Source organism: Fictibacillus macauensis ZFHKF-1 (assembly GCF_000269865.1).
GTDB classification, from domain to species: Bacteria; Bacillota; Bacilli; order Bacillales; family Fictibacillaceae; genus Fictibacillus_C; species Fictibacillus_C macauensis.
On the sequence record NZ_AKKV01000025.1, the window covers coordinates 115,610 to 141,318 of the forward strand.

Below are 25,709 nucleotides of genomic sequence, written 5' to 3' on the forward strand. Positions count from 1 at the left end.
GGGGGATGAATGTATGTGGCTGTATGAAAAAAAATTGCAATATCCAGTCAAAGTAAGCACGTGTAATCCGATGCTCGCTAAATTTCTCGTCGAACAGTATGGCGGTGCGGACGGCGAATTAGCAGCCGCCTTGCGCTACTTAAATCAGCGGTATAGCATTCCTGATAAAGTAATCGGCTTATTAACCGATATTGGTACCGAAGAGTTTGCGCATTTAGAAATGATCGCAACGATGATTTATAAACTAACAAAAGACGCAAAACCTGAACAAATGAAGCAAGCGGGACTCGACGCCCACTATGCCAGTCATGATAGCGCCTTGTTTTATCACAATGCATCCGGCGTGCCGTTTACAACAGCTTATATCGCCGCCAAAGGCGATCCGATTGCTGATTTATATGAAGATATTGCTGCTGAAGAAAAAGCACGGGCCACGTATCAGTGGATTATCGATATGTCGGATGATCCTGATCTTAACGATAGTTTGCGCTTTTTACGCGAGCGAGAAATCATTCATTCGCTCCGCTTCCGCGAAGCGGTAGAAATCTTAAAAGAAGAACGCGACCGAAAAGTATTTTTTTAATAGCTGCAGGCTCCTCATCAATCGAGGAGCCTGTCGTTTATGTTCCCTATGTACGATCTTCCTTTTTGCAAAGAGTATAAAAAAGACCTCATTCCGAAGAATAAGGTCTCATGATGCTTCATTATACGTTTGCTTGTTGTTTTAATACGTCCGCTTTATCTGTTTGTTCCCAAGGAAGCTCGATATCTGTTCTTCCAAAGTGACCGTATGCTGCTGTTTGTTTGTAAATCGGGCGACGTAGGTCAAGCATTTTAATGATGCCAGCTGGACGAAGATCGAAGTTATTACGCACAAGTTCAACAAGTACTTCTTCTGATACTTTCCCAGTTTCAAATGTATTCACTGCAATCGATACTGGTTGCGCTACTCCGATTGCATACGCCAGTTGAACTTCTACTTTATCAGCAAGACCTGAGGCTACGATATTTTTCGCTACATAACGTGCCGCATACGCTGCTGAGCGGTCCACTTTCGTTGCGTCTTTTCCAGAGAATGCTCCACCACCGTGACGTGCATAACCACCGTACGTATCAACAATGATTTTACGACCTGTTAGACCCGCATCACCTTGAGGTCCACCGATTACAAAACGACCTGTTGGATTGATGAAATATTTTGTGTTCTCATCAATTAATTCAGCTGGTACGACAGGTTTAATTACTTTTTCTTTAATATCTGCTTGAATTTCAGCAAGTGTTACTTCTGGATGATGTTGCGTCGAAATAACAATCGTATCAATGCGTACCGGTTTGTCATCTTCATCATACTCTACCGTTACTTGCGTTTTACCGTCCGGACGAAGGTAAGGTACTTCTTCTGATTTACGCACTTCTGTAAGACGACGAGATAGACGGTGTGCTAAGGAAATCGGTAATGGCATTAACTCTTTCGTTTCGTTGTTAGCAAAACCGAACATTAATCCTTGATCACCTGCACCAATTGCTTCAATTTCAGCATCCGTCATAGATCCTTCACGTGCTTCAAGCGCTTGGTCAACACCAGCAGCAATATCCGCCGATTGTTCGTCAATAGACGTTAGCACAGCACACGTTTCCGCATCAAAGCCATATTTTGCACGATCGTAGCCAATTTCTTTAATCGTATCACGAACTACTTTTGGAATGTCTACGTATGTAGACGTCGTGATTTCCCCAGCAACAAGCACGAGACCTGTTGTTACAGACGTTTCACACGCTACACGTGCATTTGGATCTTTTGCAAGAATTTCATCAAGAATCGCATCCGAAATTTGGTCACAAATTTTATCTGGATGTCCTTCCGTTACTGATTCAGATGTAAAAAGACGACGACTTTTAGACAATGGTAGAATCCTCCTTCGCTTCTATAGACTTTCGACTAGAGAGCGATTTTTTATAAGATACGGTACTCATTCCTATATGTGATTCTTTTATATAGTAAATCGTTCAGGTTCAAACTATTTTAAGGCATAAAAAAAGCCCTTCCCTGAATGTAAAACGTTACGAGGGAAAAGGTATTTGTCTACGCCTTCACCTCTTATTGTTCAAGGTTCATTCACCTTGCAGGTTAGCACCTTTTCACTTCACTGCACGAGCGTGCTGTTGGTGTTGAAGTGTCGGTTGCTGGGTTTCATAGGGCCTGTCCCTCCACCTACTCGGAATAAGAGTAGCCGTTCGGGAAATATAATAGCGCACTTCAAGAAAAGTGTCAACAAAAAATCCTTTACTTGGAAAGAAATCTCCTGTGATTTCCTCTGAAATCATTTTAAAAAATCATAAAGAATCCTTATTTACCAAGGGGTTTGGTGCTATTGAAAAAGATTAAGCCCCTTTTATGAACCAAATACAAAAATAAGAAATAAAATAGTATACATTATTTAAACCAATGTGTTATACTATTTTCGATACTAAATGTGAAATTAATGGAAATGATTATTATATAAAAAGGATGGTTTTGCGAACATGAATACGGTTGATTTGACGACGACATTAGACGATCTTTTAAACAACGCTTCTACACACGAGAATCTTCCTGTACCGAAGCTCGTAGAAAAGGCTCTTCTCCGAAATGAAGGAATTCTTTCTTCAACCGGCGCTCTCAGAGCCACCACAGGTAAGTATACAGGACGCTCTCCAGAAGACAAATTTATCGTGGACGAACCTACGAGCAGAGACAAAATTGCTTGGGGTAAAATGAACAAACCGTTTGATGCAACTAAATTTGAAAACCTTTACAAAAAGGTACTTCACTACTTAGGACAAAAAGAAGAACTCTTTGTTTTTAAAGGCTTTGCAGGTGCTGATCACTCCTATCGCTTGCCGATTCAAGTCGTAAATGAGTTTGCATGGCACAATCTATTCTCGCATCAAATGTTTATTCGCCCAACAGAAGAAGAGCTAAAAGCAATCACACCGGAATTTACGGTTGTATCTGCACCAGGATTCCAAGCAGATCCTGCTGTTGATGGCACTCTATCTGAAACATTTATTATTATCTCTTTTGAAAAACGCATTGTCTTAATCGGCGGAACGGAATATGCGGGAGAAATTAAGAAGTCTATTTTCTCTGTCATGAATTATATTCTACCTGAAAAAGGCATCCTGTCGATGCATTGTTCAGCGAACGTCGGTCAAGAAGGCGACGTAGCGTTGTTCTTCGGACTGTCTGGCACGGGTAAAACAACACTTTCCGCTGATCCTCATCGTTCTCTAATTGGAGATGATGAGCACGGCTGGGCTAATACAGGTGTCTTTAACGTAGAGGGCGGTTGCTATGCAAAATGCATTAGCTTATCTGAAGAAAAAGAACCGCAAATTTGGGATGCGATTCGCTTCGGTAGTGTGCTAGAAAACGTCGTGCTTGATGAAACATCACGAATTGCTGATTACAACGATGGTTCTTTAACAGAAAATACGCGCGCAGCCTACCCGATTCAAGCCATTCCAAATATTATACAACCGAGTGTTGCGGGACACCCAACTACAATTATTTTCTTAACAGCGGATGCGTTCGGTGTGTTGCCTCCAATTAGTAAACTAACGAAGGAACAGGCGATGTATCATTTCCTTTCTGGCTATACGAGTAAACTAGCTGGAACAGAGCGCGGTGTCACTTCTCCACAAGCAACCTTCTCTACGTGCTTTGGAGCTCCGTTCCTACCACTAGAAGCAACGGTGTATGCGGAAATGCTTGGGGAGAAAATTGATAATCATGAAGTAGACGTCTTCTTAGTAAATACCGGCTGGTCTGGCGGAGAATACGGCGTTGGTAAACGCATGAATCTATCACACACGCGTGCGATGGTGCAAGCAGCGCTACAAGGTGAGTTAAAATCAGTGGAAACGGTAACCGACCCTATATTTGGTCTTCATATTCCAATTCACTGCCCAGGTGTTCCTGATCAAGTGTTACAGCCAAAGAAAACGTGGGATCATCCAGAAGAATACGATCGTAAAGCGAATGAATTAGCGCTTAAATTCACGCAAAACTTTACGAAATTTACGAACGTAACCGACGAAATCAAAAAAGCAGGACCTCAGTGTCAATAACCTAGCAAAAAGCTTCGTGCCACAAGCACGAAGCTTTTTTTATGGAAAATAGTTGAAAACGACACTCATGTCATTTATTATAATGACATGAGTGTCGTTTTTTAAACTAAAGGAGGCTGTTACAATGATTTTAAGGGGAAATAAACCTTTTTTACACTTACTCGCTGCTCAATTCATCTCAAATCTCGGTAACGCACTAACCCTCGTTACACTCTTAACGATGGTTACGTTCCACTATCATGCTTCACCACTGCAACTAAGTTTTGTGATTCTCTCTTTGGGCGCTCCATCCGCTCTTTTTGGACCGATCGCTGGTACTTTAGCCGATCGTCTTCCGCAAAAGATGCTGCTGCTTTCGTCCGATATCCTTTCATCACTATGGGTATTTTTACTCCTTTTTGTCAGCGAACTATGGCACATGTATGTACTCCTTTTCCTTTTAGGTTTATGTTCTTCTCTTTTTACCCCAGCAGAAGCAAAGGTGATTAAGCAACTGATTCGTAAAGAACAGCTACAATCCGCGTATAGTATTATGGCCATTATTCAAAATAGCTGTCGCATAGTCGGTCCAGCACTGGCTGGTATACTGTTACAGTTCATCCCCCTTTCTTTTCTATTTCTAATCGACAGCCTAAGCTTTCTGCTATCCGCAAGCTTTCTTTTGCTACTACCACTACAAAAAAAGCGAGCATCCTCACCACCACAACCGTCATCCTTTTTTACAGATATGAGAGGTGGACTGGCTTTTATGTCTCAACACCCGCTTGTGTTAGTTAGTACCATTTTGTTGTTTTTAGCGATGCTCCTTATTCAAAGCGCTGATCCCGAAATTCCTTTACTTAGCGCGTCCCTTCCTCATGCTGGTCCATCACTTACCGGCATCGTGCTCGCTAGTTCTGGCGCTGGCTTTTTATGTTCCAGTTTATGGCTAGCGAAAAACGCCATTAAAAACACGCTTGCTGCCATGATTGGCGGCATTGCAACAATTGGTTGCGTTTTTTTAGGCGTTGGTTTTAGCAGTTACTTTGAGCTTCCTTATCCGTACGTATGGCTGCCAATCATCACCATGACTGCAACATTTGGGGCTGGCTTTGTCTTCATTCCCTATCAATCTCTGCTACAAAAAAACACACCAGAAGCATTTATTGGACGAGTGATGGGGTTATCAAGCAGTTTAACGACAATTGCCACTTTAATCGGGCCACCTCTTGGCGGTGTAGTCGGTGAACTGCTTGGCTTGCCTTTTTTATTTTCAAGTGTAGGAACTTGTCTTGCCATTCTTTCCATTGTTGCTCTATTATGGAATAAAAACCGAGATCGGAGCGATACATCACATGGCGCCAAAAGTTCCGGCATCACACAAACAACAGCGCAGAGATACAATTCTCACAGCCGCTAAAACTCTTTTTGCTCAAAAAGGCTATGAAGCTACGACGATTCAAGACATTATGGACGTTACGAAGAGTAGTAGAGGTGGTATTTATGCGTACTTTGCTAATAAAGAGGCTATTTTTCATGCGTTATTAGCAACATTGATGGAAGAGCAAGCGAAGTGGGTAGCTACCGTATATGAACAGACGAACAAAAAGGCTTGGCAAACGTTGCTTACAATCATTCATGCCTATCGACCGGTTACGAGCGAAATACCTAAGCTCACAGCAGCCATTACAGAATATATGTATATTTATGGTCGCAGGCCAGAGAATTCAGCCTTTGTTTCCGATCGTTATCAACAAGGACTGGCTCTCTACACGTCGCTTTTACAAAAAGGCGTTACTTCTGGTGAGTTTCAACCGATTGCCCCACTCCAACAGATTAGCTCCTACTGCATTACGTTTTTAGATGGCATTGCTATTAGCCAACTTATGCTTACAACGCATTCACCATCTATTTCTGACCAGCTTGATTTATTTATTCTTTCACTTGCACAAATGTTAGGAAAAGAGGCGCCGGACTCTTTATAAATCCGGCTTTTCCTCTTGTTGAGTCTTCATCCAACGACAAAAGGCATCCGTTACGATTCTATTTTCCCGCGGAGGAACGTGATGATTATACTGTGGAAAAAACCAACTTTCTACGTGTTTGCCCTCTGCCTCTAGCACCTCTTTTAAACGCAAGCTATGTGTTACACTTACATTCTTGTCTTTACTGCCGTGAATAAGTAGCAGCGGCACTTCAAACGCTGAGCTATAGTAAAGCGGAGAACGCTGACGATATGCCGCTTCTTTCTTTGTCGGTGTGCCGCCAATGACTCGCTTCATCATTCGCCGTAAATCAACGCGTTCTTCATAGGTAAGGGTCATATCAGAAACGCCTCCCCAAATAACAACAGAAGAAACGTCTGGATGTTTTAACGCCGTAAAGTAAGCCATTGGACCGCCTCGCGAAAAACCAAAGATATGTAGGTTACTTTCATCAACGCATGCTAACGAGCGCAATAGTTCATAAGCGGATGTTGCGTCAGCAACGTCTTCGCCACAAAAATCTTCGTTTCCTTCGCCACCTTCATTGCCACGATAAAAAGGAGCCATCACCACAAAACCATTGCTTGCCAACTGAATGACACGAGCAATTCGAACCATGCCTACTTTTTTGATGCCTCCGCGACAGTAAAGAAGCCCTGGTCGTTTCTTGTCCTCATCCGGAACCGCTAAGAGCCCTTTTACAGACAATCCCTCACTTCTATACGTAATTCTGAATAACGTAATGCGTGGGTGCGGTGACGGAAAACGTGTAGCACTTATTAGATGTCTCCCTTGGATTTTCATCTCTTTCCTCCTTTAAATTTTCTCCTCTAGGCAAACACACAATCTCCTTTCTCACATACGCTATATTACGAGTCCTTTACATGTTACCAAAGGAGGCCCCTTTTCATGAAACATTTGAAAATAAGCAGTAAACTGCTCGTTGTTCTGGCTGTCTCACTTTCTCTTTTCCTATCAGCATGTACGGCTAGCGAAAAAGAAAACAAGCGCGATCAGATTCGAATTGCCGAAGTAACACGCTCTATTTTCTATGCGCCACAATATGTAGCTATCGAGAAAGGCTACTTTAAACAGGCGGGCATTGATATCGATTTAAAAACAACATGGGGTGGCGACAAAACAATGACAGCACTGTTATCAAATGGTGCCGATATCGCCCTTGTTGGATCTGAGACGTCTATTTATGTGAACAGTCAAGGAACGAACGATCCTATTCTTAATTTTGCCCAATTAACAGAAACTGATGGTACTTTTTTAGTATCGCGTAAATCTCTCAAAAATTTCTCATGGTCACAATTAAAAGGAAAAACGTTTCTAGGACAACGTAAAGGCGGTATGCCACAAATGGCCGGTGAATACAGCCTTAAAAAGCATGGCATCGATCCGCATAAGGACGTTACCTTACTGCAAAACATCGACTTCGCTAACATCGCTAACGCCTTTGCTTCTGGAACTGGCGACTTCGTACAATTGTTTGAGCCACAAGCCAGTATGTTTGAACAAAAAGGCATTGGTCACGTTGTTGCCTCGTTCGGTAAAGAATCTGGTAAGCTTCCGTACACGTCATACATGGCAAAAGAAAGCTTCTTAAAAAGCCACGGTGACGTCTTACAACGCTATACGAAAGCGCTCTACAAAGCCCAACAATTCGTTGAAAGTCATTCTGCTGAAGAAACAGCAAAGCTTATTGCACCTTATTTCGAAGATACGTCCGTTACGCTCATTGAAAAAGTCGTGCAACGTTATAAAGAGCAGCATAGCTATGCCAAAACGCCACTTTTACAAGAAGAAGCATGGAATAACTTACAACGTATTATGAAAAGTGCCAAAGAGCTAGATCACCCAGCACCATATAAGCAATACGTCAATACAACCTTTGCACAAAACGCTATCAAGTAAACATCTTGGAGGGATGAAAACGTGGCCTTCTTGCAATTGAAAGACATTGGTCAAACCTACTACTCTAAGCAAGCGGCCACTACAGCTCTAGAAGACATTACGTTTTCGGTTGCAGAAGGCGAATTCATTTCTTTTCTAGGGCCAAGTGGTTGTGGAAAATCAACGTTGCTTTCCATCATCGCTGGATTGCTTAGTCCGACGACGGGCACCGTCACCTTGCGAGGACAGCACATTACAAAGCCTCATCCAAAGATCGGTTATATGCTCCAACAAGATTACTTGTTTCCATGGAAAACCATTCAGGAAAATATTATGACCGGCTTAAAGCTTCAACATCAACTGACGCCTGAACGGATTGAGTATACACTAGCACTTATGAAAGAAATTGGCTTATCTGATACCCTTTCGTTATATCCAAAGGCATTGTCAGGTGGAATGAGGCAACGGGTTGCACTCGTGCGCACACTAGCAACCAATCCGAAATTACTGCTACTAGATGAACCTTTTTCTGCTTTAGACTATCAAACGAAGTTAAAGCTTGAAGATTTAGTTTCGTCTACCCTTAAGGAACATGGAAAAACAGCGATTCTCGTTACGCATGATATTGGCGAAGCAATCGCTATGAGTGATCGTATTATTTTATTTTCAACGAAACCCGGTCGTTTATTTCGATCGTTTTCCGTCACGGAGACGTTGCGGCGCAGGCTACCTTTTGAAGCACGTCAGCATGAAGATTATAGTATGATGTTTCAAGAAATATGGGAGGAGTTGGAGCAAATTGAACAAAATGACGCCGACTGACCCTCTCGCCTCGTATGTGCAACAACTTCGAAAAAAAACAATTTATGTACGCATAACACAAGTGATTATCTTTCTTCTGTTTTTCGGGTTATGGCAGCTTAGTTCAACTGAACGCTGGATCGATCCGTTGTTATTTAGCTCCCCAGCGAAAATCGTAACGCTTCTCTATGACAAAATGATCGATGGTTCGTTATTTTCCCACATTGGTATGACATTAAGTGAAACAGCCATTGGATTTGTTCTAGGCACCCTATTCGGTACATTGCTAGCCACGCTTATTTGGTGGTTTCCATTTCTCGCACGCGTTCTTGATCCTTATTTAGTCATTCTCAATGCGATGCCAAAAGTAGCGGTAGGACCCATCTTAATTGTCGCACTAGGTCCGAACATTACATCCATTATTGCGATGGGGATTCTAATCTCCATTATCATTACGACACTCGTTATTCACACCGCATTTCAAGGCGTGGATGAAAATTATGTAAAGGTCATTCGTTCGTTTGGTGGTTCAAAGTATCAATGTTTTAAAGAAGTGATTTTACCTGCTTGTTTTCCAGCGATCATTTCATCGCTGAAAGTCAATGTTGGATTATCCTGGGTCGGGGTCATCGTCGGAGAGTTTCTCGTATCCAAAGAGGGGCTTGGCTATTTAATTATTTATGGCTTTCAAGTATTTAACTTTACTCTCGTTTTAATGAGTCTACTCGTCATCGCCATCTTAGCGACGATCATGTATAAGATCGTAGAGGTACTTGAGAAGAAACTCATTCGTCATCACCACTAACGAAAAAAAGGCAACAGCGCTTCACTGTTGCCTTACATAGACTTACAAAAAGGTAGCTTTTGCTTTTTCTAGGCTTCGAATAAGCACTTGATCTTTCATCATAAAGCTAAATTTCTTATCGCGATCAAAATGATCAGGAAACGTTTGAAAAAAAACCGGGCCATTCGTCTCATAGTAGCGTTCTTTAAGAAGAATTCGATCAACAGTAGCATAATAAATATTTTTGATGATAAGTCCGCCTTTACCATCTACTTTATACTGCCCGAGATAATGAAGCGTGGCGACATGTCCACCTGTTTCTTCAAATACTTCACGAACGGCTGCTTCATCCGCTGTTTCTCCGGGTTCTACCTTGCCACCAGGAAATTCAATACCTCGGCGAGGATGATCGGTAAGTAACCACTGATCTCGAAACCGACATAACACCCAGACATGCTTCGGCTCGTGTGAAAAAGGATGGTCCGTAAATGACAGATTGACTGTGTTATCATAATAATCTTTAAAAGTTATCATATCCATATTCATAGCTCCAAATCGCTCTAGTTACGTCTATTGTAAAGAAGGTAACATGCTTTTGTCCAATTCCTTAAAAGCCTTTCCGAATATCGCTAAAAAATACCTAAAAAAATCGAACGAGATGACAACGTGTGAACAATCCCGTTGTACTCGTCCGATTAAGAGCGAAAATCAAGCCTTCTGAATTAGGAAACGTGAACAGAAGTAATGACCCAATGACTATTCACTTTTGCAAAAGAAAGCGTTATACTATATTTTCCATATAATTCATTTTTGTTATGTTGTATCACTTTATACCGCTGTTTAGAGGCTTTCTCTACAGAATAATGATGTCCTTTTTGAAACCACGGTGGAAGATCTTGTGGAACCACATACAACTTCCCATGCTTTTCTGTAAACAATGCATTCACATAACGTGACGCTACGCTCTTCGTAGCCACTCGGTTCATATGATGAACGACGGCTCGCTTCGTCGTATAATGCAACACCTTGTTATGAGAATCACTTTTCGGCTGTAAGTCTTTTAAAAAAGTCGCAGCAAGCTTTTCGACATTCGGAGACTTACTTTCCACTCGTTTCTGCGTTTTATGTGAAGGTTGCGCAGCTTTCTCAGTTGAAGCATTTGCGATCCCTCCACTCATTGAAACCATTCCAACGGTAACTAGGGCTACTAGACATCTGTTCACTACATTCTTCACGGTAAAACACCACCTATAGTTTGATTGTCTTAGTAGTAGCATTCCTGTTAATCACCGCTGGAAAACCTCTTTTTTTATTTTTCGACAGAAGCTTTCTCTTTACTTGTCCTCGCCGCCTTATTTGTAAAGCTATGTTTTCCAGCCTCATATAGACCTGTAGCCGCAAGCCCCGCAAGGCCGCCTGACCATATTCGAACCGTTAGCTCTAATTCTGTTAAAGGAAAAGACAACACACCAATAAGAATTCCTACGAAAAAACTAAAAAGAGGAATGAATTTTTTACGAAACGGGAATGTACGTTTAATAAGTTGTACGAACCCCGTTACAATTGGCGCTAATACTGACGCAAACGCTAGCATTTGTTCCATGCTTTTCCCTCCTCGCATTCATAGTTATTGTTCATCCTATGGACCATTTAAAAAAGAGACAGCCCGTACCCTTTTATAACTTCCACATATATTAAATTCGTTAGTATGAAATATTTTCATATTAATGGTGCATACTAGAAGAAAATAACTCACATGTTCAACAGGAGTGACGTTTGATGAAAAGAGAAGATGACCTATATTTGATCATGCTCGAGTCGAATGACCTTACTTGGTGGGAATATGCCAGAAAAGTCTCCCCTAGCATGCGGCCGAAACAATATAAAACATACTGGTCTTTTTTAAGAAATAAAGGCAAGCTACCAAAGCGCATCGTAAAAGAAGCAGAATGGCGCATGGAAGCAAGACGTAAAGGTTTGCTTGATACGTAAACAACGATTTCGTTTGGAATGTGACAAGCTGTCTCTTCTTTATATAAGGAGAGACAGCTTGTTGTTTGCTTTCATCATAAAGCTACGTTATATTGTTAAACAACTTCAATTATTGACTAACCGAATTGCTCCATTCCTCCATCACTGCTTGAGGTGCATTCCAACAAAGCCAGGATACCATAAGCTTCATACCAGTATTGCTCACATACCAATATTCATAGCGTCGTTTTGAGAGATTTTCATAGATGCCTGTTTTTTTCACTTTATCATCCACCTGAATCGCCCCCTGTCTTTACATACTAGTATTCTGTTAAATACTTCAATTTCCTTCTGTTATCATACTAAAAATTCTGACAATTATCGCAAGAAAGGAGTTATCCATGAAATCATCTTTGTTTGGTTTACCTACCCTCACCTTAGCGCAACAGCTTCTTGGCAAAGAGCTTATTCACGAAACAAAGGAAGGAACGACGTCCGGATATATTGTTGAAACAGAAGCTTACATCGGACCTGGAGACCGCGCTGCTCACTCTTTCGCAGGACGGCGAACACCGCGAACAGAAGTGATGTTCGGACCCCCTGGCTACGTCTATGTATACTTTATTTATGGCATGCATACATGCTTTAATATCGTCTCTGGAGACGAGGGAAAGCCGGAAGCAATCTTAATTCGCGCGCTTCAGCCGAACAAAGGTCTTCATCTCATGTGTCAGCGTCGGAACATCGTTCATCCTCCTCCAACAACGACTCTCAAGAAAAAACTGACAAACGGCCCCGGCAAGCTTTGTCAGGCACTTGGCATTACAATGAATGACTATGGTGCCAAAATGAACGATTCAGCGTTTCACCTTGAAGAAGGCCTTTCCATTTGTAACAACAACATTGCCACTGGCAAACGAATTAATATTTCTTATGCACAAGAAGCCATTCACTATCCGTATCGCTTTTGGCTTAAAAATAATCCATTTGTATCTAAATAAAAAAAGCGCCTTATTGAAGGAGCTTTTTTTATACGATGCTTACGTACTTGTTTCGTAAACAATTTCTTGTAACGGTTTTTGATTAGGTTCAAAAGGATCGTCCTTTTTTTCTTGTAAGCAAGTTTCCACCATTCCATGCAGTTGAATGAGTTGACTTAGCTTCTTTTGCATCGTTATCGAGACGAGCATAAGCCAGATTAAGATCAGAACAACTGTTTTGATAGCGCTCGTTTGCGTAAAGGTTATATTTTGTACCGAGACGATGCCAAGTGCCATACTCGTTAGTAAACCAAGAAGTACAGCACCTGCATAGACTAGGAGCTTGCGATATTTAACAGCAGCAATACTTCCTTTAAAGTACGTTCCGAGGAGCTGAAGTTCAGCTGGACGTAAATGCATCAAGTATTTGCGAACTTCTAATAAATTGTTCATTAAGCCACCCGAACGTTGTTTACGAAGAAGCGGCTGTAAAAAGACGGCAAGATCACGCTGACTGCCAATACTGCTTTTTAACGAACGATGAATGTAATTATAATCATAATAATAGCTTGTAACTTTATGAATGAGCTTTAACACCACTAGCCCCACTACAATGGCATACAGAGCTTGCACGAAAAAATATGCAGAAATAGATGTAAAAAACGCATCAATAGCAAAGAAACTAGCACTTGTCTTACTCCATATAATTTTACCGATTAGTACAAACAGCTCCCATAGTTGCGACACATGATTTCCTCCTGTACAAAGAATTCCCAACATTACTATACCACTTTTTGGACAAAGAAAGCATGATTTATTGGAAAACAAACCGTAGAAAACCATTCGCTCATGGAGTAATATCTTCCATTCCCCCAAAGACATTTACCATGAACCGAAAAATATAAAGAACGCTGAACGACAACTAGGAGGAGACAGTATGAGAATTGTATTTTTTGAAAAAGGTGAGCTCAGTATCATCGTGGGTGCTTCTCGTTTAAAGGGAGATTTAACGATCGAGCAAATTAAAAATGAAAGCGACAAAAAAGCAAAAGAGCTTAGCGGATTACTTGGCCGTGAAATTGGCTTTATGATAGATATGAATGGTCAGCTTGAGCATGAAATTAAACGCTAAAAAACTACTAAAAGGCTGGGACATAAATAGCCCTATCTTTCATAAAAATGGCTTCAGCATCGGTTTTCGATGCTGAAGCCATTTTTATGATGTCGCTTGTTATTTTATTTTAGATTGTCTTGCGTTCAAGTTTCGCGCGCAGGACCATCCGGTTCGCGCGCAGGACCACTCGATTCGCGCGCAGGACCACTCGGTTCGCGCGCAAGACCACTCGATTCGCGCGCAGGACCACTCGATTCGCGCGCAGGACCACTCGATTCGCGCGCAGGACCACTCGATTCGCGCGCAAGACCACTCGATTCGCGCGCAAGACCACCTGATTCGCGCGCAGGACCACCTGATTCGCGCGCAGGACCATCCGGTTCGCGCGCAGGACCACTCGATTCGCGCGCAGGACCACTCGATTCGCGCGCAAACAAGCGGAATCCACCTCAGAGCACGAGCAGGAGATCAAAAAGAGAGCAAATTAAGCGCAAAGCTCGGCAAATGTGCTACAAAATAGAGGAAATATTGTGTCCAAAGTTCTAATATCTATTTGTATTGCTTGATTATGATTGTTTCATATCTAACTGCGACATGACGCGCTTAGCAATCAGACGATAGCCTTTTGGATTCGGATGAATTGCATCAAAGAAATACTCCTTTTTTGAAACATTAACAAACAAATCATACGTTGGAATGTACGAAGCATTCGGTGTTGCATCCGCAATGCTTTTAATCGATACGTTCCATTGTTTAATAATATCAGCAGAAAGCACATCATCCACACTCGTCGTGTACGGGTTATACAATCCGAGCACATAAATGTGTGCTTTTTTATTGTGCTGTCGCAGCGTTTCCATAATTTTCGTAACGTTACGAGCCATTGTTTTTTGCCCTTCTTGCATCGTCTCTGGCTGAAGTTGTTTAAAATTCCATTGCGCCGTTTTTCTAAAGTCATTCGTTCCAATGAACAAAAAGATAGAATGTGAGCGGCTAATGGCCTTCGCAATCGATGGCTTCGACAACGCTGCTAACGTTTGATCGGATCGTTGCTTTGGCACGCCAAAATTATGAAGTGTTATGGGCTTATGCATTTCTTTTTCCAGCCCATCTTTGACGCGTCCAATGTAGCCTTTGCGCGTTGGATCGCCTCTTCCATACGTTAACGAATCACCCAATGAAACGATTTGTAGTTGATGAATAGGCTGATGCTCCGGTAGTGGCGTATCGATTTTCTCCTCTTCATTACTGCTGCATCCTCCGATAACGAGAGACATTACGCCTACTACACACCATGCCATCATTTTTTTTCTTAACAAAAAGAAACCTCCTTACGCCATTCTTGCCGAAATCATCCAATTACTGCTTAAAATGAAAAGAGAGAGGGCATTAGCCCTCTTCTTTAAACGTAATCCAATCATTCACTTCAAGAATTTCAATAAATTTGGCTAAACGCGGTAATGTTGGCTTAGCAGCTTCATGAAACTCATTTTCGATGTGTGTAGCAATCTCCGCTACTGTCTCGTTGCCTGTTAAATGATCCACAACAAAACCGCCAAGGTCATCTAATTTTACGGGATAATAACGAGGTTGCTTCAAAAGTCTAATAGAAAGTTTCTCTAACCAATTGTTTCGTGGCACCATTAAATAGGGAGCACCATCCTGTCTTACTTCTTTGTAGTACCCCTTTTTTAACGTTGGTTTTAACGTAAGCAAGTTTTTCTTTTGCCGCTTACTCATTTCTTATGACCTTTCGCCGAAACAGATGACCAATATAATAAGCCACATACAAGTAAGAACACGACAAATGGAATCCAACGTAAATCCGTATAGGGTACATCAGGAATATGAACATTGAAGAAAATGAGTACGGCAATGAAAACGCCAAGCAGGGACTCACCCGCAATTAATCCAGACGCAAAGAGAACACCTTTATCAATGCGCGCTTCACGTTGTTCACGTGATTTTACCCCACGTTCCACAAGCCAGCGTACAGCGCCCCCAAACATAACAGGAGCTGAAATGTGAACAGGTAAATATAAACCTACCGCCACAACTAATGAATTAAGACCGAGAAACTCAATGACTACTGCAATGGCGGCCCCGATAAACAGTAAATTCCACGGTAAGTTACCGCCAAATATGCCTTCTACTAACACTTTCATAATGGCCGCTTTTGGAGCAGGCAAGTCTTTTGATCCAAGACCATATGAATGATCCAGTACGATTAAGATGACGCCGATAACAAGCCCTGAAGCTACAACACCAATTAACATGGCTACTTGCTGCTTCCATGGCGTTCCACCAATCAAATGACCGGTTTTTAAATCTTGAGAGATATCGCCAGCAACCGCAAGCGCCGTACAGACGATGGCAGCTACCGTGAGCGATGCTTTTGCTCCTTCTAAGCCTGTCATTCCGCTAAGCTTATATAGCAGTGTAACGATTAATAACGTAGCAATCGTCATTCCTGAAACGGGAGAAGAGGAGCTACCTACTACGCCGACAATCCGCGAAGCTACTGCTACGAATAAGAAGCCAAAAATAACAATCGCAATCGCCCCAATAATACCAACATTCGTCACTGGTGATGCTGCGATAATAATAATTAACGCAATAACTCCTAATAAAACAAAGCGAGTAGGAATATCTCGATCCGTTCGTTCAATTGTTCCCTGACCAGCACCAGAAAAGTTTTTTACCATTTGGCGAGCTGTGCCAAATAAGGTTGGCATTGATTTCAAAAGTGTAATTAAGCCAGCAACTGCCACTGCGCCAGCGCCAATGTACTTAATATAATTATTCCAAATGCCCCATGCATCCAATTTGCTAATCGGAGCTTCTGCTGGGAAAATAACCGCGGAACTGTCGCCTCCAAAAAAGGCAATAGCCGGAATAAGCACAACCCATGCCAGTAACCCCCCAGCAATCATTTGCCCAGCAATTCTCGGACCAATGATGTATCCTACCCCGAGAAGCGCTGGATAAATATCCATGCCAACGACGGCTCCTTTAACTTTTCCAACACCTGTTTCAATTTCTGTTTTAAACCACTTAAAGCCATCACCAAACACTTTAACGAGTGCGCCGATGACAAAACCATAAATAACGGTCTTTGCACTTGCGCCACCTTTTTCCCCTGACTTTAGCACTTCCGCACAGGCTGTTCCTTCAGGGTAAGGTAAGGTCGCATGTTCTTTAACAATGAGCATTTGGCGCAATGGCACCATCATAAATACGCCTAACAATCCACCCGTTAGGACGATAAAAATAATAACAGTTTGCGAAATACTAATGTCCATTAAGAAAAATGCAGGCAATGTAAACACGGCCCCAGCACCAATCGCTTCCCCTGCCGTTGTCATCGTTTGAACGATATTATTTTCTAAAATGGAATCTCTTCGAAATAAACCGCGCAATACGCCCATTGAAATGACTGCCGCTGGAATCGAAGCAGATACAGTTAGTCCTACTTTCAATCCTAAGTAAGCATTGGCGGCCCCAAATACGACCGCTAAAATAATCCCAAAAATAATAGCTACTGCCGTTAGTTCCGGTAATGAACGTGAAGAAGGTACGTACGGAACAAAGGGCTCTCTTCCTTCCTTGTTTTCTTTCATTTACTCACCGCCTAAAATATTATTATTGTAATATCATTTACTAATCCAACAATATACCACAGCACAACACGTTTTGCACCTATATAAGGCGATATCGTCTCTTTTCATCTTCCCTACTTTTCTCTTTTTTATCCCTCTATTTCTACATTTTTTGCAGAAAGGATGTTTACATTACGAAAAGAAAAGGAATGCTATTGCTAAGCATAACTTTATGGAACTCAATAGAAAGTGAGGTAGTCTATCAATGGAAAACAATAAAAAAGGAAACGAAGAAACAAAAGAAGACATACAAGATTTATTTCAACAAGGAACAATCGAGGAACGTAACGACACGAAGAAAGATCAAAAGAAAGAATCGGATCAGAAAAAAGATAAATAAATAAACAAAAGAGAACCGTGACTGCACGGTTCTCTTTTTAACTTACATTTTTTATGTACGATGGAACGAATTTTAATAACACAGAAATAATACAGTTGTATTGTTCGGGTGTTACATGAATGCCGTCCAAAGCAATCAATTCTTCTTTCAGCTTCACGATGCAATCCTGCTCTTCCTGAGTAACCTCATCCGTTACATAATCTATCGTATTGATCAGTTGCAAAAGTTGGTTGTCTTTATTGGTAATAAAATAAGTATAATCCAACTTTAATCACCCCCTACACCCTATTATTGTAGAAATAAGGTCATTTTCCTAGAAAAACAATTCGTCAAATGCCGACATAACTTACTTAATTTGGTTAACCCCCGCTATTTTCCTAGCCCTTATGTCGTAACTTGTCGCAACTCCCAATCATTTGTCCTATCATTCTTCCTTTATTATCCTCCTTACAATGCCCTATTTTTTTATAGGAGCTAGCCAAATAAATTAGAAAGTGAGGCAAATGGGGATACATTGTCGCCTGCCTCTTCATCCTTTGACTGATAGACGAGCTTTTCTGGTTCAAATATTTTTGATTCTCGGTACGAGTGTGGATTTTTTTCTAAAGTAACTTGCTGAAAAATGGTAGCAAATATTTTTGCTGTATTGCGGGCATCATCAAGTGCACGATGGAGCGAGCCTTCCGGAGTCATCTCTAACTTGCTTAGAGCACGAGCTAATCCGTAGCGAAATCCTTTTTCACTATCATGTAACATGCTAAATAAAAACTGTAAGTCATTATGATTGATAATCCAATCAATCGGTGTGTGATGAAACGTGGCATCCGTGATTAGAGCCCATTTATCTTCGGGTCCCCATGAACATAAATAATACTCTTCTTCGCCGATCCATTGCCGAAATAGCTCGATGACAGCTGAAAAGGGCTGTGCGTTCATAACATCTTTTTTTGTAATGCCTGTTAAATTCATAATCCGTGTATTTAACGTATCCATTTTCGGTTGAATAAATGATTGAAATTGATCAATTACTTGCAATTTCCCCTCTGTATCCCGTAACTTCACAGCACCAATTTCTATAATTTCCGATAAACGATTCGTCATTTCTAAATCGTAAACAATATAATCCATCCTTTTTCACTCCATCCCATTCTTTTTTCCATAATTGGTTTCTTTTTCATTTTAAACAATCGGAGAATGTATGGGAATGACTAGCACACACTTTACAGTTCAAGATTCACAACAGAGCACCGCTATCTTTTTATTGTATGACCTTACCTGTAATTATTGCCTATACACTATGATCCTTTTTAAAAAAAGTTAACCGTTTATTGTTCGCTTTAAGATAGGCGCTCCTTCTCTTTAAAATTCCGCTTTTGCCCCGTATCCGCTTTGCTGACTTTTCATAGTATAAAAGGGAAGAGAGCAGACTCTTAGACACAATTATTAGGAGTGATCCTCATGTCATGTGGTAATGGTTTTGGATTAGGAAATAGCTTTGCATTACTAGTCGTTTTATTCATTCTGTTGATCATCATCGGCTGCGCGTGTGGCGGCGGCTGGGGCGGTTGTGGCTGGTAATGAAAAGAGCGGTCGGAGTGTATTCACTCCAACCGCTTTTTTTTACGTTAAATGCCGTTGCATTGCTTGTGCAACAGCTTCCACGTTCGTGCCGACCACGACTTGCAGCTCTTGATTATTTAATTTAATGACGCCTTTAGAACCTGCTTTTTTCAAAACATCCTCTTGGACAAGACTCATGTCTTTGACCTTCATGCGAAGACGGGTAACACAATGATCTAAAATCAGGATATTCTCCACTCCTCCAAGACCTTCAATATACTGAAGCGCAGCTGTCTCATACTTTTGATCACCTGTTTGTTTTACCACGTCTTTAGGACCTTCCTCTTCGTCTTCACGACCCGGTGTTTTAATGTTTCGTCTTGTAATTAAATAGTAGAAAACTACGTAATAAATGACACCATACACGAGACCAATGAGCAGCAGAAGCCACGGTTTCTGTGCTATGTTAACGTTTAAGAAGAAGTCAATCGCTCCCGCAGAAAACGTAAAGCCTTGGTGAATATCTAAGAAGGCCGCTAACGCTAGTGACGAGGCGGTTAAGAGAGCATGAACAACAAAAAGCAATGGCGATAAAAATAGAAATGAAAATTCAATCGGCTCCGTTATACCTGTTAAAAAGGACGTAAAGGCTAATCCGCCAAGCATCCCTGCCATTACTTTACGCTTTTCTTTCTTACTGGCCATAATCATAGCTAAACACGCTGCCGGTAACCCAAACATCATGATTGGGAAAAAGCCTGCCATAAAGATTCCTGCTGATGGATCGCCTGCAAAGAAGCGATTTAAATCACCCGTTGCACCATGATAGTCTCCAAAAAGAAACCAGATAAAGTTATTCAAAATATGATGCAGCCCAAAAGGAATCAACAAGCGATTGAGGAAGCCAAACACACCAGCTCCAACAGCTCCAGAATTAACAATCCAATGACCAATATCATTAATCACATGTTGAACGGGTGGCCACACATAGCCGAACACCCACGCTAATAAAATCATGGCAGCAGCAGTTACAATTGGTACGAACCGCTTTCCACCAAAAAACCCTAAATAGTCTGGTAGTTTAATGGCGTGAAACCGATTGTAAAGCAGACCTGCCACAATCCCGCTTAGAATTCCGCCGATAATTCCCATGTTAATACTTTTATCGATGGCTTGCGTTCCGTTCACAAGAATATAATAACCGATCGCTCCCGCTAAGCCAGCAACTCCATCGCCACCCTTGGCAAATCCGATGGCTACACCAATTGCGAAAATCATCGCTAAATTATCGAGAATAGATTTACCCGCACTTGCCATAAAGGTAATATGCCATAAATCTCCTAAACGAAGCAATAACCCTGCTGCTGGTAAAACAGCAATCGGAAGCATTAAAGATTTACCAATTCGTTGCAAAGAACCTAACATACCGTTTCCCCCTTTTATTAACGTGCAGTATGTTGTAAAGCTTGCTTTAATTTACCGTCATGCTGTTGCAATTGAAGACGTGCTTCTTCTGGTGATAAGCCCGATAAATATTGAAAAATGGCCGTTTTCGCATGACCGCTTTGATCGCGTAGAACCGCTTGTGCCTCAGCAGCCGTACAACCAGTTGCTTCCATAACAATCTGTTGAGATCGCTTCACTAACTTTTCATTGGAAGGCTGCACGTCTACCATTAAATTACTATATACTTTGCCAATCCCAATCATGCTCGTTGTACTAATCATATTTAAGATGAGTTTCTGTGCGGTGCCTGCTTTCATTCGTGTAGAGCCCGTAATCACTTCAGGTCCTGTGACCGCTTCAATTGTATGCATGGCCATTTTACTCATTGGCGACTTTTCCGTACAAACGAGTGCCACGGTAACCGCACCGGCTATGTTTCCAGAGCGTAACGCACCGAGCGCATACGGCGTGCGGCCACTCGCTGCAATCGCTACAATTACATCATTTCTCCCAACGGCAAGCCTGGCAACATCGTCAGCTCCTGCTTGTTCATCATCCTCAATGCCTTCTTCAGCCGACGTAAGCGCTCGCTCGCCACCTGCAATAATACCTACTACCATCGTTGCTGGTGTACCATACGTCGGTGGACATTCTGAAGCATCTAACACGCCAAGACGACCACTTGTACCCGCTCCTACATAAATTAATCGACCTCCTTTTTGAAAAGCCGCCACTACATGATCAACGACAGTCGCTATGGACGGAAGTGTCTGCCGAACGATGCCCGCGACTACTGCGTCTTCATTCGCTATTTTCTCTAAGCACTCGATCGTTGAACATTCATCAATTTCAAGTGTATTGGGGTTTCTTTGTTCTGTATTTAAATGCTGTATGTTCATAGCATGCTAATTCCTTTCTTGTTGCTCTCTGCCGGTTGTGTAAAGGCTTTGGCTTGATTTTCTTTAAAGCCAAATAACCATGTGAGAATAAAGCCACTGACATAGGCCAGTAATAATCCACAAAGATAATAGACAATTTGCCCCGCTGTGCCATGAATTAAAAAGGCAAGCGGCAAACCTGAGACGCCGATTGATACCGTTGCTACTTTAAAGACAGCTTGAAAGGCACCACCAATTGCCGCCCCTAAGCAAGCGGTAAAGAACGGACGCCCTAACGGCAACGTCACTCCGAAAATAAGCGGTTCTCCAATACCTAGCAAGCCTACCGGAAGAGCCCCTTTAATGAGTTTCTTTAGTCGTTTATTTTTTGTTTTAAAATAGATTGCAAAGGCTGCTCCTACTTGACCAGCACCGCCCATTGCTAAAATCGGCAACAATGGGTCACTTTTAATGGCATTTAACAGCTCCATATGAATCGGCGTTAACCCTTGATGCAATCCTGTAACGACAAGCGGTAAAAATGTGCCGCCGAGAACAAGACCCGCTGCAATCCCGCCAACGTCTAGCATGTGAAGCAAACCTTTTGTAATGAAATCAGACAGTAAGCCGCCAACAGGTTGCAAAATGAATAACGTTACGAAACCAGTTACTAACAGAGAAAGTGTCGGCGTTATAATAATATCGAGTGAAGCGGGTACGAAGCGCCGGATGCGTTTTTCACAAAAAGCGATGAAACAAGCAGCAAAGATGACGCCAATTAAGCCGCCGCGCCCCGGTAATAGCTTTTCGCCAAACAGTGTAATACTAGCGAGCGCCGGATTCATGATTAGAATCCCAGCCGCTCCACCTAAAGCCGGTGTGCCATCAAATTCTTTAGCAGTATTAATTCCAACGAAAATCGCCAAATATCCGAATAAACCCATCCCAATCATTTCAAGCATTTGCATAATGGGTAACGTTTTAGAAACACCCGCATTTACAAGGGCGTTCGTAATGCCAGCAATTAATCCTGAGCCAACGATTGCTGGAATGAGGGGAATGAAAATAGCTGCAAGCTTTTTCAGAAAACGCTTTATAGCAGAATTCGTATCTTGTGCTTGCTTTAAATTCTTTTCCTTGGAAGCAGATGCGCTTGAGCTCTTGCTTTCTTTCATTAAGTCTTTCACTTCATTCGTTACGACGGCTACTACTCCAGGTCCGAGTACAATTTGCAACGTATCATCTTCTATGACGCCAAGAACACCGTCTACGTTGCGCAATGAATCTAGTGATACGGAATCGTCATTTATAATCGAAAGACGCAGTCGGGTCATGCAATGCATTACACTGGTTATATTTTCTGGTCCTCCAACGTGTTGTAAAATGGTGCGAGCCAGTTCGCGCTCTTTCCCCATGTTACTCCCTCCCACAAAAAGTCATCCCTCTCTGTTCATTTCCATCACAAACGCGTAGCGATCGCCACGATAAACAGATTTAACGCTTTCAAATACTTGCCCATCTTTAAGCTTTGTTTCTCGAGTCATGAGCAGGACAGGTGATCCTTTTGTAATCTGTAATAAAGCACTTTCATGTTGGCGAGCAACAGAGGCCTCCAATTTTTGAACAGCTGCTCCTACCTTTAAGTTCAACGTATGTTCTATATAATCGTATAAAGAATGCTGAATCACTTTTTCTGTAATTCCTTGAAGAAGACGAAGATTTAATTTGCTCGTTTCTAGTGCCATCGGTAAACCGTCTGCCAAACGCATTCGTTGAACTTCCGCAATCTCTTCCCCTTCATTCATTTGAAACAATGCTGCCGTTAATGAATCCGCTTTCATCAATGTAAAAGAAAGAACTTTCGTTGTCGCGATCATATTTCGTTGTTTCATATCTTCAGTAAAACTCGTAAGTCGTACCATTTTTTGCTGGATTTTTTTTGAGGCAACAAACGTACCTTTTCCTCTTTGTCGTCTTAGGAAGCCATCATTAACAAGATTCGTTATCGCCTGTCTAACGGTCATGCGACTAACGTTATAATGTTCGGCATATTCTCGCTCTGATGGAATCATATGTCCCTCTTGCCATTCTCCCCGCTCGATACGGTCTTTTAAGTCTTTTTCAATTTGATAATAAATGGGTAAAGGAGATTGCTTATCGATCATCGTAATCCTCCCGCTGCGCTAAAGCGAGTTGTAGCGCTTTCCGATCGGCAACAATGGTTACAGCGCCATGCATTCTTAAGGCTGTTGCAGGCACTGATTCGCTCATGTGACCGTTCAGCAGCTGATTCATCGCTTGTTGTTTTTTTTCACCCGAAGCAAGCAAGATTATTTCCTTGCTTTGAAGAATGGTTGCAATGCCCATCGTGAGAGCGTGTGTCGGTTGCTTTTTTGAAGGAGGAAAATAGCGGGCATTGGCCGCAAGCGTTGATGGTGTTAACTTAACAACATGCGTTCTTGAAGCAAATGATGTTCCTGGTTCATTAAAACCGATATGGCCATTTTGCCCTATTCCTAATAGTTGTAAATCAACACCTCCCCGTTCTTGTAAATGGTTTTCATAGCGTACGCATTCTTCTTCTAAATTCACTGCCATCCCATTTGGAACATGAGTTTGCTCAGGTGGTATGTTAATTGCCTGAAACAGATGATGATTCATATAAGCGTGATAGCTCTCATCATCTTGAGGCGATAAGCCCACATATTCATCAAGATTAAACGTCTGTACGTGTGCATACGAAGTTTGCTGTGTTTGGTAATTCTTAATCAGTTGTTGATAAACACCGAGTGGCGTTCCCCCTGTTGCTAACCCTAAGGAAAATGAGGAAGAAGAGCGAATGGTACTAACAATATACGCTGCGGCAACTTTGCTCATCTCTTCATAATCAGCGACTGCTACAATTTTCATCATTTCCCTCCTCTATCCTATAGGCAAGCTTTCCTCGACAAAACGTGTAGAGCACTTGAGATGCTTCGTTCATCACGACAACGTCGGCATCTTTTCCTGCTGTCAAACTCCCTTTTTTGTGATAAATGCCAAGCTCTTTTGCTTGATTGCTTGCCGTCATTTGAATGATTGCTTCTGTTGAACAACGGGTAAACTGTTGCATGTTTTTCGCAGCTTCGTTCATTTTGAGGATGGATCCTGCGAGTGCTCCGTCTGAAGCTAACGTTGCCTTCTTACCTTTTACAATGACATCTTGCCCACCGAGAATATATGTGCCATCTCCCATGCATTTAGCGCGCATCGCATCGGTAATGAGTACTAGTCGCTCACTTCCTTTATTTTGATAAGCAAGCTTTACCATTTCTGGCGTAGCATGAATACCATCAGCGATGATTTCAGCCGTTATTTCTTCATGTAAAAAAACCGCACCTACAACACCTGGCTCACGATGATGCAAGCCTCTCATGCCATTGTATACGTGTGTCGCATGGGTAACACCCGCTTTAATCGCTCTCTTCACTTCTTCATACGTCGCATCTGAATGTCCAATTGACGCTATTACTTGTTGTTGTTGAAGATAGTGTGCAAAAAGAAGACCATCCCGTTCTTCAGGAGCGAATGTGACAAGCTTAATACTATTTCCACTTAACTGTTGCCACTGCGAAAACAATGCGATTTGTGGGGGTGTAATGTATTCAGTTGGTTGTGCGCCCGCCCGCTTAGGAGAAAGAAACGGACCTTCTAAGTGAACACCTAGTACTTCTGCTTTGCCTGGCTTATTTTGTTTTTTTCGATAGCGTTCAATAGTAGTTAAGGCTGCTTCAATCGCAACAGGACGCTGTGTCATCGTCGTTGCCAAAAAGCTTGTTGTTCCTTCTTTTGGAAGCAGCGTGGCCATTGTCGTTAAAGCATCTTCTGTAGCATCCATCACATCCGAGCCACCAGCCCCATGAATGTGCAGATCAATCATTCCTGGTAAGATTTTCGCCTCAGTTGGAAGTTCAATGACGGTCATAGCAGCTATCGGTTCAGGGCTATCTCCTTCACCGATGCTAACTATTTTCTCTCCCTCCATGAGCAGATAACCATTTGTAATCGCTTTCTTTTCAGTGTAAATGGTTCCGCCTTTTAGTAGGATTGGCTTCATGTTTTATTCGTCCCCCCTTTACTAATGTATCGTTCCTATACGTGTAATATAACTAGTTGTCTAGACCAGTTTATTTTTTTGTAGAATAACATTGATTTGTGCTTTTG

At 41.9% G+C, this 25,709-nt stretch carries 31 protein-coding genes and 1 riboswitch; of the genes, 12 read left to right on the forward strand and 19 right to left on the reverse strand.

Features of this window, described 5'->3' with window-relative positions; translation table 11 throughout:
* Window positions 1-13: 13 nt before the first annotated feature.
* On the forward strand, window positions 14-583 hold the full coding sequence (locus A374_RS09860) for a manganese catalase family protein (RefSeq protein ID WP_007202059.1): 570 nt from the start codon (window positions 14-16) through the stop codon (window positions 581-583).
* A 121-nt stretch (window positions 584-704) separates the two neighbouring features.
* Here the strand turns inward: A374_RS09860 and metK are convergent, their stop codons facing one another.
* Entirely contained in the window at window positions 705-1,904 is a 1,200-nt protein-coding gene (gene metK / locus A374_RS09865; RefSeq protein ID WP_007202060.1) for a methionine adenosyltransferase, read from the reverse strand.
* 191 nt (window positions 1,905-2,095) lie between these two features.
* Window positions 2,096-2,228: riboswitch (SAM riboswitch) on the reverse strand.
* A gap of 295 nt (window positions 2,229-2,523) precedes the next feature.
* Here metK and pckA point away from each other — a divergent pair.
* The 3 genes from pckA (at window position 2,524) to A374_RS09880 (ending at window position 6,074) form a co-directional block, all read left to right on the forward strand.
* Window positions 2,524-4,110 (forward strand): phosphoenolpyruvate carboxykinase (ATP), encoded by a 1,587-nt coding sequence (gene pckA / locus A374_RS09870; protein ID WP_007202061.1) that lies wholly within the window; start codon window positions 2,524-2,526, stop codon window positions 4,108-4,110.
* A 124-nt stretch (window positions 4,111-4,234) separates the two neighbouring features.
* The gene (locus tag A374_RS09875) at window positions 4,235-5,509 is read left to right on the forward strand and encodes an MFS transporter (protein WP_007202062.1); all 1,275 of its coding nucleotides are present in this window, start codon (window positions 4,235-4,237) and stop codon (window positions 5,507-5,509) included.
* On the forward strand, window positions 5,445-6,074 hold the full coding sequence (locus tag A374_RS09880) for a TetR/AcrR family transcriptional regulator (protein ID WP_007202063.1): 630 nt from the start codon (window positions 5,445-5,447) through the stop codon (window positions 6,072-6,074). The genes A374_RS09875 and A374_RS09880 overlap by 65 nt, the downstream gene beginning before the upstream one ends.
* Here the strand turns inward: A374_RS09880 and A374_RS09885 are convergent.
* Complete coding sequence (locus tag A374_RS09885) at window positions 6,069-6,878, reverse strand: alpha/beta hydrolase family protein (protein WP_007202064.1); 810 nt, start codon at window positions 6,876-6,878, stop codon at window positions 6,069-6,071. The two genes, A374_RS09880 and A374_RS09885, sit on opposite strands and share 6 nt — an antisense overlap.
* 105 nt (window positions 6,879-6,983) lie before the next feature.
* Here A374_RS09885 and A374_RS09890 point away from each other — a divergent pair, with 105 nt between their 5' ends.
* From A374_RS09890 to A374_RS09900, 3 genes are read left to right on the forward strand one after another with little or no spacing between them, the layout of a single operon-like run.
* The gene (locus tag A374_RS09890; protein ID WP_007202065.1) at window positions 6,984-7,994 is read left to right on the forward strand and encodes an ABC transporter substrate-binding protein; all 1,011 of its coding nucleotides are present in this window, start codon (window positions 6,984-6,986) and stop codon (window positions 7,992-7,994) included.
* Between the two features lie 21 nt (window positions 7,995-8,015).
* A complete protein-coding gene (locus tag A374_RS09895; protein WP_007202066.1) occupies window positions 8,016-8,795 on the forward strand; it encodes an ABC transporter ATP-binding protein in 780 nt (259 codons plus the stop codon).
* Window positions 8,782-9,579, forward strand: coding sequence for an ABC transporter permease (locus tag A374_RS09900; protein WP_040340518.1), 798 nt, complete (start codon window positions 8,782-8,784; stop codon window positions 9,577-9,579). Before A374_RS09895 ends, A374_RS09900 begins: the two co-directional genes overlap by 14 nt.
* Window positions 9,580-9,621: 42 nt before the next feature.
* On the opposite strand, the gene ytkD is transcribed toward A374_RS09900, so the two are convergent.
* The 3 genes from ytkD to A374_RS09915 all read right to left on the reverse strand — a co-directional run bounded on the left by ytkD (window position 9,622) and on the right by A374_RS09915 (window position 11,161).
* Entirely contained in the window at window positions 9,622-10,092 is a 471-nt protein-coding gene (gene ytkD / locus A374_RS09905) for an RNA deprotection pyrophosphohydrolase (RefSeq protein WP_040340519.1), read from the reverse strand.
* A gap of 188 nt (window positions 10,093-10,280) precedes the next feature.
* Window positions 10,281-10,793: a hypothetical protein gene (locus tag A374_RS09910; protein WP_007202069.1), complete on the reverse strand. Its 513-nt coding sequence runs from the start codon at window positions 10,791-10,793 to the stop codon at window positions 10,281-10,283.
* A gap of 74 nt (window positions 10,794-10,867) precedes the next feature.
* Window positions 10,868-11,161: a holin gene (locus tag A374_RS09915; protein WP_007202070.1), complete on the reverse strand. Its 294-nt coding sequence runs from the start codon at window positions 11,159-11,161 to the stop codon at window positions 10,868-10,870.
* A gap of 176 nt (window positions 11,162-11,337) precedes the next feature.
* On the opposite strand from A374_RS09915, the gene A374_RS09920 reads away from it, so the two are divergent.
* Window positions 11,338-11,550: a hypothetical protein gene (locus A374_RS09920; RefSeq protein WP_007202071.1), complete on the forward strand. Its 213-nt coding sequence runs from the start codon at window positions 11,338-11,340 to the stop codon at window positions 11,548-11,550.
* Window positions 11,551-11,659: 109 nt separating this feature from the next.
* On the opposite strand, the gene A374_RS20600 is transcribed toward A374_RS09920, so the two are convergent.
* Window positions 11,660-11,824 (reverse strand): hypothetical protein, encoded by a 165-nt coding sequence (locus A374_RS20600; RefSeq protein WP_156793192.1) that lies wholly within the window; start codon window positions 11,822-11,824, stop codon window positions 11,660-11,662.
* A 106-nt stretch (window positions 11,825-11,930) separates the two neighbouring features.
* On the opposite strand from A374_RS20600, the gene A374_RS09925 reads away from it, so the two are divergent.
* A complete protein-coding gene (locus tag A374_RS09925; protein WP_007202072.1) occupies window positions 11,931-12,530 on the forward strand; it encodes a DNA-3-methyladenine glycosylase in 600 nt (199 codons plus the stop codon).
* Between the two features lie 39 nt (window positions 12,531-12,569).
* Here A374_RS09925 and A374_RS09930 read toward each other — a convergent pair whose 3' ends face one another.
* Window positions 12,570-13,256, reverse strand: a complete 687-nt coding sequence (locus A374_RS09930; protein WP_007202073.1) for a hypothetical protein — start codon at window positions 13,254-13,256, stop codon at window positions 12,570-12,572.
* 190 nt (window positions 13,257-13,446) lie between these two features.
* Here A374_RS09930 and A374_RS09935 point away from each other — a divergent pair, with 190 nt between their 5' ends.
* The gene (locus tag A374_RS09935) at window positions 13,447-13,641 is read left to right on the forward strand and encodes a hypothetical protein (RefSeq protein ID WP_007202074.1); all 195 of its coding nucleotides are present in this window, start codon (window positions 13,447-13,449) and stop codon (window positions 13,639-13,641) included.
* Between the two features lie 125 nt (window positions 13,642-13,766).
* On the opposite strand, the gene A374_RS09940 is transcribed toward A374_RS09935, so the two are convergent.
* The 4 genes from A374_RS09940 to A374_RS09955 all read right to left on the reverse strand — a co-directional run bounded on the left by A374_RS09940 (window position 13,767) and on the right by A374_RS09955 (window position 17,243).
* A complete protein-coding gene (locus A374_RS09940; RefSeq protein ID WP_007202075.1) occupies window positions 13,767-14,060 on the reverse strand; it encodes a ribosomal eL19 family protein in 294 nt (97 codons plus the stop codon).
* A gap of 129 nt (window positions 14,061-14,189) precedes the next feature.
* Window positions 14,190-14,942, reverse strand: a complete 753-nt coding sequence (locus tag A374_RS09945) for a GDSL-type esterase/lipase family protein (protein WP_007202076.1) — start codon at window positions 14,940-14,942, stop codon at window positions 14,190-14,192.
* A gap of 70 nt (window positions 14,943-15,012) precedes the next feature.
* Entirely contained in the window at window positions 15,013-15,363 is a 351-nt protein-coding gene (locus A374_RS09950; protein WP_007202077.1) for a PqqD family protein, read from the reverse strand.
* Window positions 15,360-17,243, reverse strand: a complete 1,884-nt coding sequence (locus A374_RS09955; protein WP_007202078.1) for an OPT family oligopeptide transporter — start codon at window positions 17,241-17,243, stop codon at window positions 15,360-15,362. The genes A374_RS09950 and A374_RS09955 overlap by 4 nt, the downstream gene beginning before the upstream one ends.
* 244 nt (window positions 17,244-17,487) lie before the next feature.
* On the opposite strand from A374_RS09955, the gene A374_RS21295 reads away from it, so the two are divergent.
* Window positions 17,488-17,622, forward strand: a complete 135-nt coding sequence (locus A374_RS21295; RefSeq protein WP_274517054.1) for a hypothetical protein — start codon at window positions 17,488-17,490, stop codon at window positions 17,620-17,622.
* A gap of 37 nt (window positions 17,623-17,659) precedes the next feature.
* Here the strand turns inward: A374_RS21295 and A374_RS09960 are convergent, their stop codons facing one another.
* Window positions 17,660-17,887, reverse strand: a complete 228-nt coding sequence (locus A374_RS09960; RefSeq protein WP_007202079.1) for a hypothetical protein — start codon at window positions 17,885-17,887, stop codon at window positions 17,660-17,662.
* Window positions 17,888-18,096: 209 nt separating this feature from the next.
* On the reverse strand, window positions 18,097-18,750 hold the full coding sequence (locus tag A374_RS09965; protein ID WP_007202080.1) for a 3'-5' exonuclease: 654 nt from the start codon (window positions 18,748-18,750) through the stop codon (window positions 18,097-18,099).
* 330 nt (window positions 18,751-19,080) lie between these two features.
* Between A374_RS09965 and A374_RS19995 the strand changes: the two genes are divergently transcribed.
* Window positions 19,081-19,200, forward strand: a complete 120-nt coding sequence (locus A374_RS19995) for a YjcZ family sporulation protein (protein WP_083842006.1) — start codon at window positions 19,081-19,083, stop codon at window positions 19,198-19,200.
* 42 nt (window positions 19,201-19,242) lie between these two features.
* Here A374_RS19995 and nagE read toward each other — a convergent pair whose 3' ends face one another.
* Genes nagE through nagA form a run of 6 tightly spaced genes read right to left on the reverse strand, consistent with a single transcriptional unit; the run spans window position 19,243 to window position 25,602 of the window.
* On the reverse strand, window positions 19,243-20,607 hold the full coding sequence (gene nagE, locus A374_RS09970; protein WP_007202081.1) for an N-acetylglucosamine-specific PTS transporter subunit IIBC: 1,365 nt from the start codon (window positions 20,605-20,607) through the stop codon (window positions 19,243-19,245).
* A 17-nt stretch (window positions 20,608-20,624) separates the two neighbouring features.
* Window positions 20,625-21,527 carry an N-acetylmuramic acid 6-phosphate etherase gene (gene murQ, locus A374_RS09975; RefSeq protein WP_007202082.1) on the reverse strand — a complete coding sequence of 301 codons (903 nt, stop codon included), beginning with the start codon at window positions 21,525-21,527 and terminating at the stop codon, window positions 20,625-20,627.
* The gene (locus A374_RS09980; protein ID WP_007202083.1) at window positions 21,524-22,921 is read right to left on the reverse strand and encodes a PTS transporter subunit EIIC; all 1,398 of its coding nucleotides are present in this window, start codon (window positions 22,919-22,921) and stop codon (window positions 21,524-21,526) included. The genes murQ and A374_RS09980 overlap by 4 nt, the downstream gene beginning before the upstream one ends.
* A 21-nt stretch (window positions 22,922-22,942) precedes the next feature.
* Complete coding sequence (locus A374_RS09985) at window positions 22,943-23,671, reverse strand: GntR family transcriptional regulator (protein WP_007202084.1); 729 nt, start codon at window positions 23,669-23,671, stop codon at window positions 22,943-22,945.
* A complete protein-coding gene (gene nagB / locus A374_RS09990; RefSeq protein WP_007202085.1) occupies window positions 23,661-24,416 on the reverse strand; it encodes a glucosamine-6-phosphate deaminase in 756 nt (251 codons plus the stop codon). The genes A374_RS09985 and nagB overlap by 11 nt, the downstream gene beginning before the upstream one ends.
* Window positions 24,394-25,602, reverse strand: a complete 1,209-nt coding sequence (gene nagA / locus A374_RS09995) for an N-acetylglucosamine-6-phosphate deacetylase (RefSeq protein ID WP_007202086.1) — start codon at window positions 25,600-25,602, stop codon at window positions 24,394-24,396. Before nagA ends, nagB begins: the two co-directional genes overlap by 23 nt.
* Window positions 25,603-25,709: the final 107 nt, after the last annotated feature.

Coding starts and splice junctions, on each gene's coding strand:
- A374_RS09860 (WP_007202059.1), top strand. CDS start 14: ATGTGGCTGTATGAAAAAAAATTGCAATATCCAGTCAAAGTAAGCACG.
- pckA (WP_007202061.1), top strand. CDS start 2,524: ATGAATACGGTTGATTTGACGACGACATTAGACGATCTTTTAAACAAC.
- A374_RS09875 (WP_007202062.1), top strand. CDS start 4,235: ATGATTTTAAGGGGAAATAAACCTTTTTTACACTTACTCGCTGCTCAA.
- A374_RS09880 (WP_007202063.1), top strand. CDS start 5,445: ATGGCGCCAAAAGTTCCGGCATCACACAAACAACAGCGCAGAGATACA.
- A374_RS09885 (WP_007202064.1), bottom strand. CDS start 6,878: ATGAAAATCCAAGGGAGACATCTAATAAGTGCTACACGTTTTCCGTCA.
- A374_RS09890 (WP_007202065.1), top strand. CDS start 6,984: ATGAAACATTTGAAAATAAGCAGTAAACTGCTCGTTGTTCTGGCTGTC.
- A374_RS09900 (WP_040340518.1), top strand. CDS start 8,782: ATGACGCCGACTGACCCTCTCGCCTCGTATGTGCAACAACTTCGAAAA.
- ytkD (WP_040340519.1), bottom strand. CDS start 10,092: ATGATAACTTTTAAAGATTATTATGATAACACAGTCAATCTGTCATTT.
- A374_RS09915 (WP_007202070.1), bottom strand. CDS start 11,161: ATGGAACAAATGCTAGCGTTTGCGTCAGTATTAGCGCCAATTGTAACG.
- A374_RS09920 (WP_007202071.1), top strand. CDS start 11,338: ATGAAAAGAGAAGATGACCTATATTTGATCATGCTCGAGTCGAATGAC.
- A374_RS09925 (WP_007202072.1), top strand. CDS start 11,931: ATGAAATCATCTTTGTTTGGTTTACCTACCCTCACCTTAGCGCAACAG.
- A374_RS09935 (WP_007202074.1), top strand. CDS start 13,447: ATGAGAATTGTATTTTTTGAAAAAGGTGAGCTCAGTATCATCGTGGGT.
- A374_RS09950 (WP_007202077.1), bottom strand. CDS start 15,363: ATGAGTAAGCGGCAAAAGAAAAACTTGCTTACGTTAAAACCAACGTTA.
- A374_RS09955 (WP_007202078.1), bottom strand. CDS start 17,243: ATGAAAGAAAACAAGGAAGGAAGAGAGCCCTTTGTTCCGTACGTACCT.
- A374_RS21295 (WP_274517054.1), top strand. CDS start 17,488: ATGGAAAACAATAAAAAAGGAAACGAAGAAACAAAAGAAGACATACAA.
- A374_RS09965 (WP_007202080.1), bottom strand. CDS start 18,750: ATGGATTATATTGTTTACGATTTAGAAATGACGAATCGTTTATCGGAA.
- A374_RS19995 (WP_083842006.1), top strand. CDS start 19,081: ATGTCATGTGGTAATGGTTTTGGATTAGGAAATAGCTTTGCATTACTA.
- nagE (WP_007202081.1), bottom strand. CDS start 20,607: ATGTTAGGTTCTTTGCAACGAATTGGTAAATCTTTAATGCTTCCGATT.
- murQ (WP_007202082.1), bottom strand. CDS start 21,527: ATGAACATACAGCATTTAAATACAGAACAAAGAAACCCCAATACACTT.
- A374_RS09980 (WP_007202083.1), bottom strand. CDS start 22,921: ATGGGGAAAGAGCGCGAACTGGCTCGCACCATTTTACAACACGTTGGA.
- A374_RS09985 (WP_007202084.1), bottom strand. CDS start 23,671: ATGATCGATAAGCAATCTCCTTTACCCATTTATTATCAAATTGAAAAA.
- nagB (WP_007202085.1), bottom strand. CDS start 24,416: ATGAAAATTGTAGCAGTCGCTGATTATGAAGAGATGAGCAAAGTTGCC.
- nagA (WP_007202086.1), bottom strand. CDS start 25,602: ATGAAGCCAATCCTACTAAAAGGCGGAACCATTTACACTGAAAAGAAA.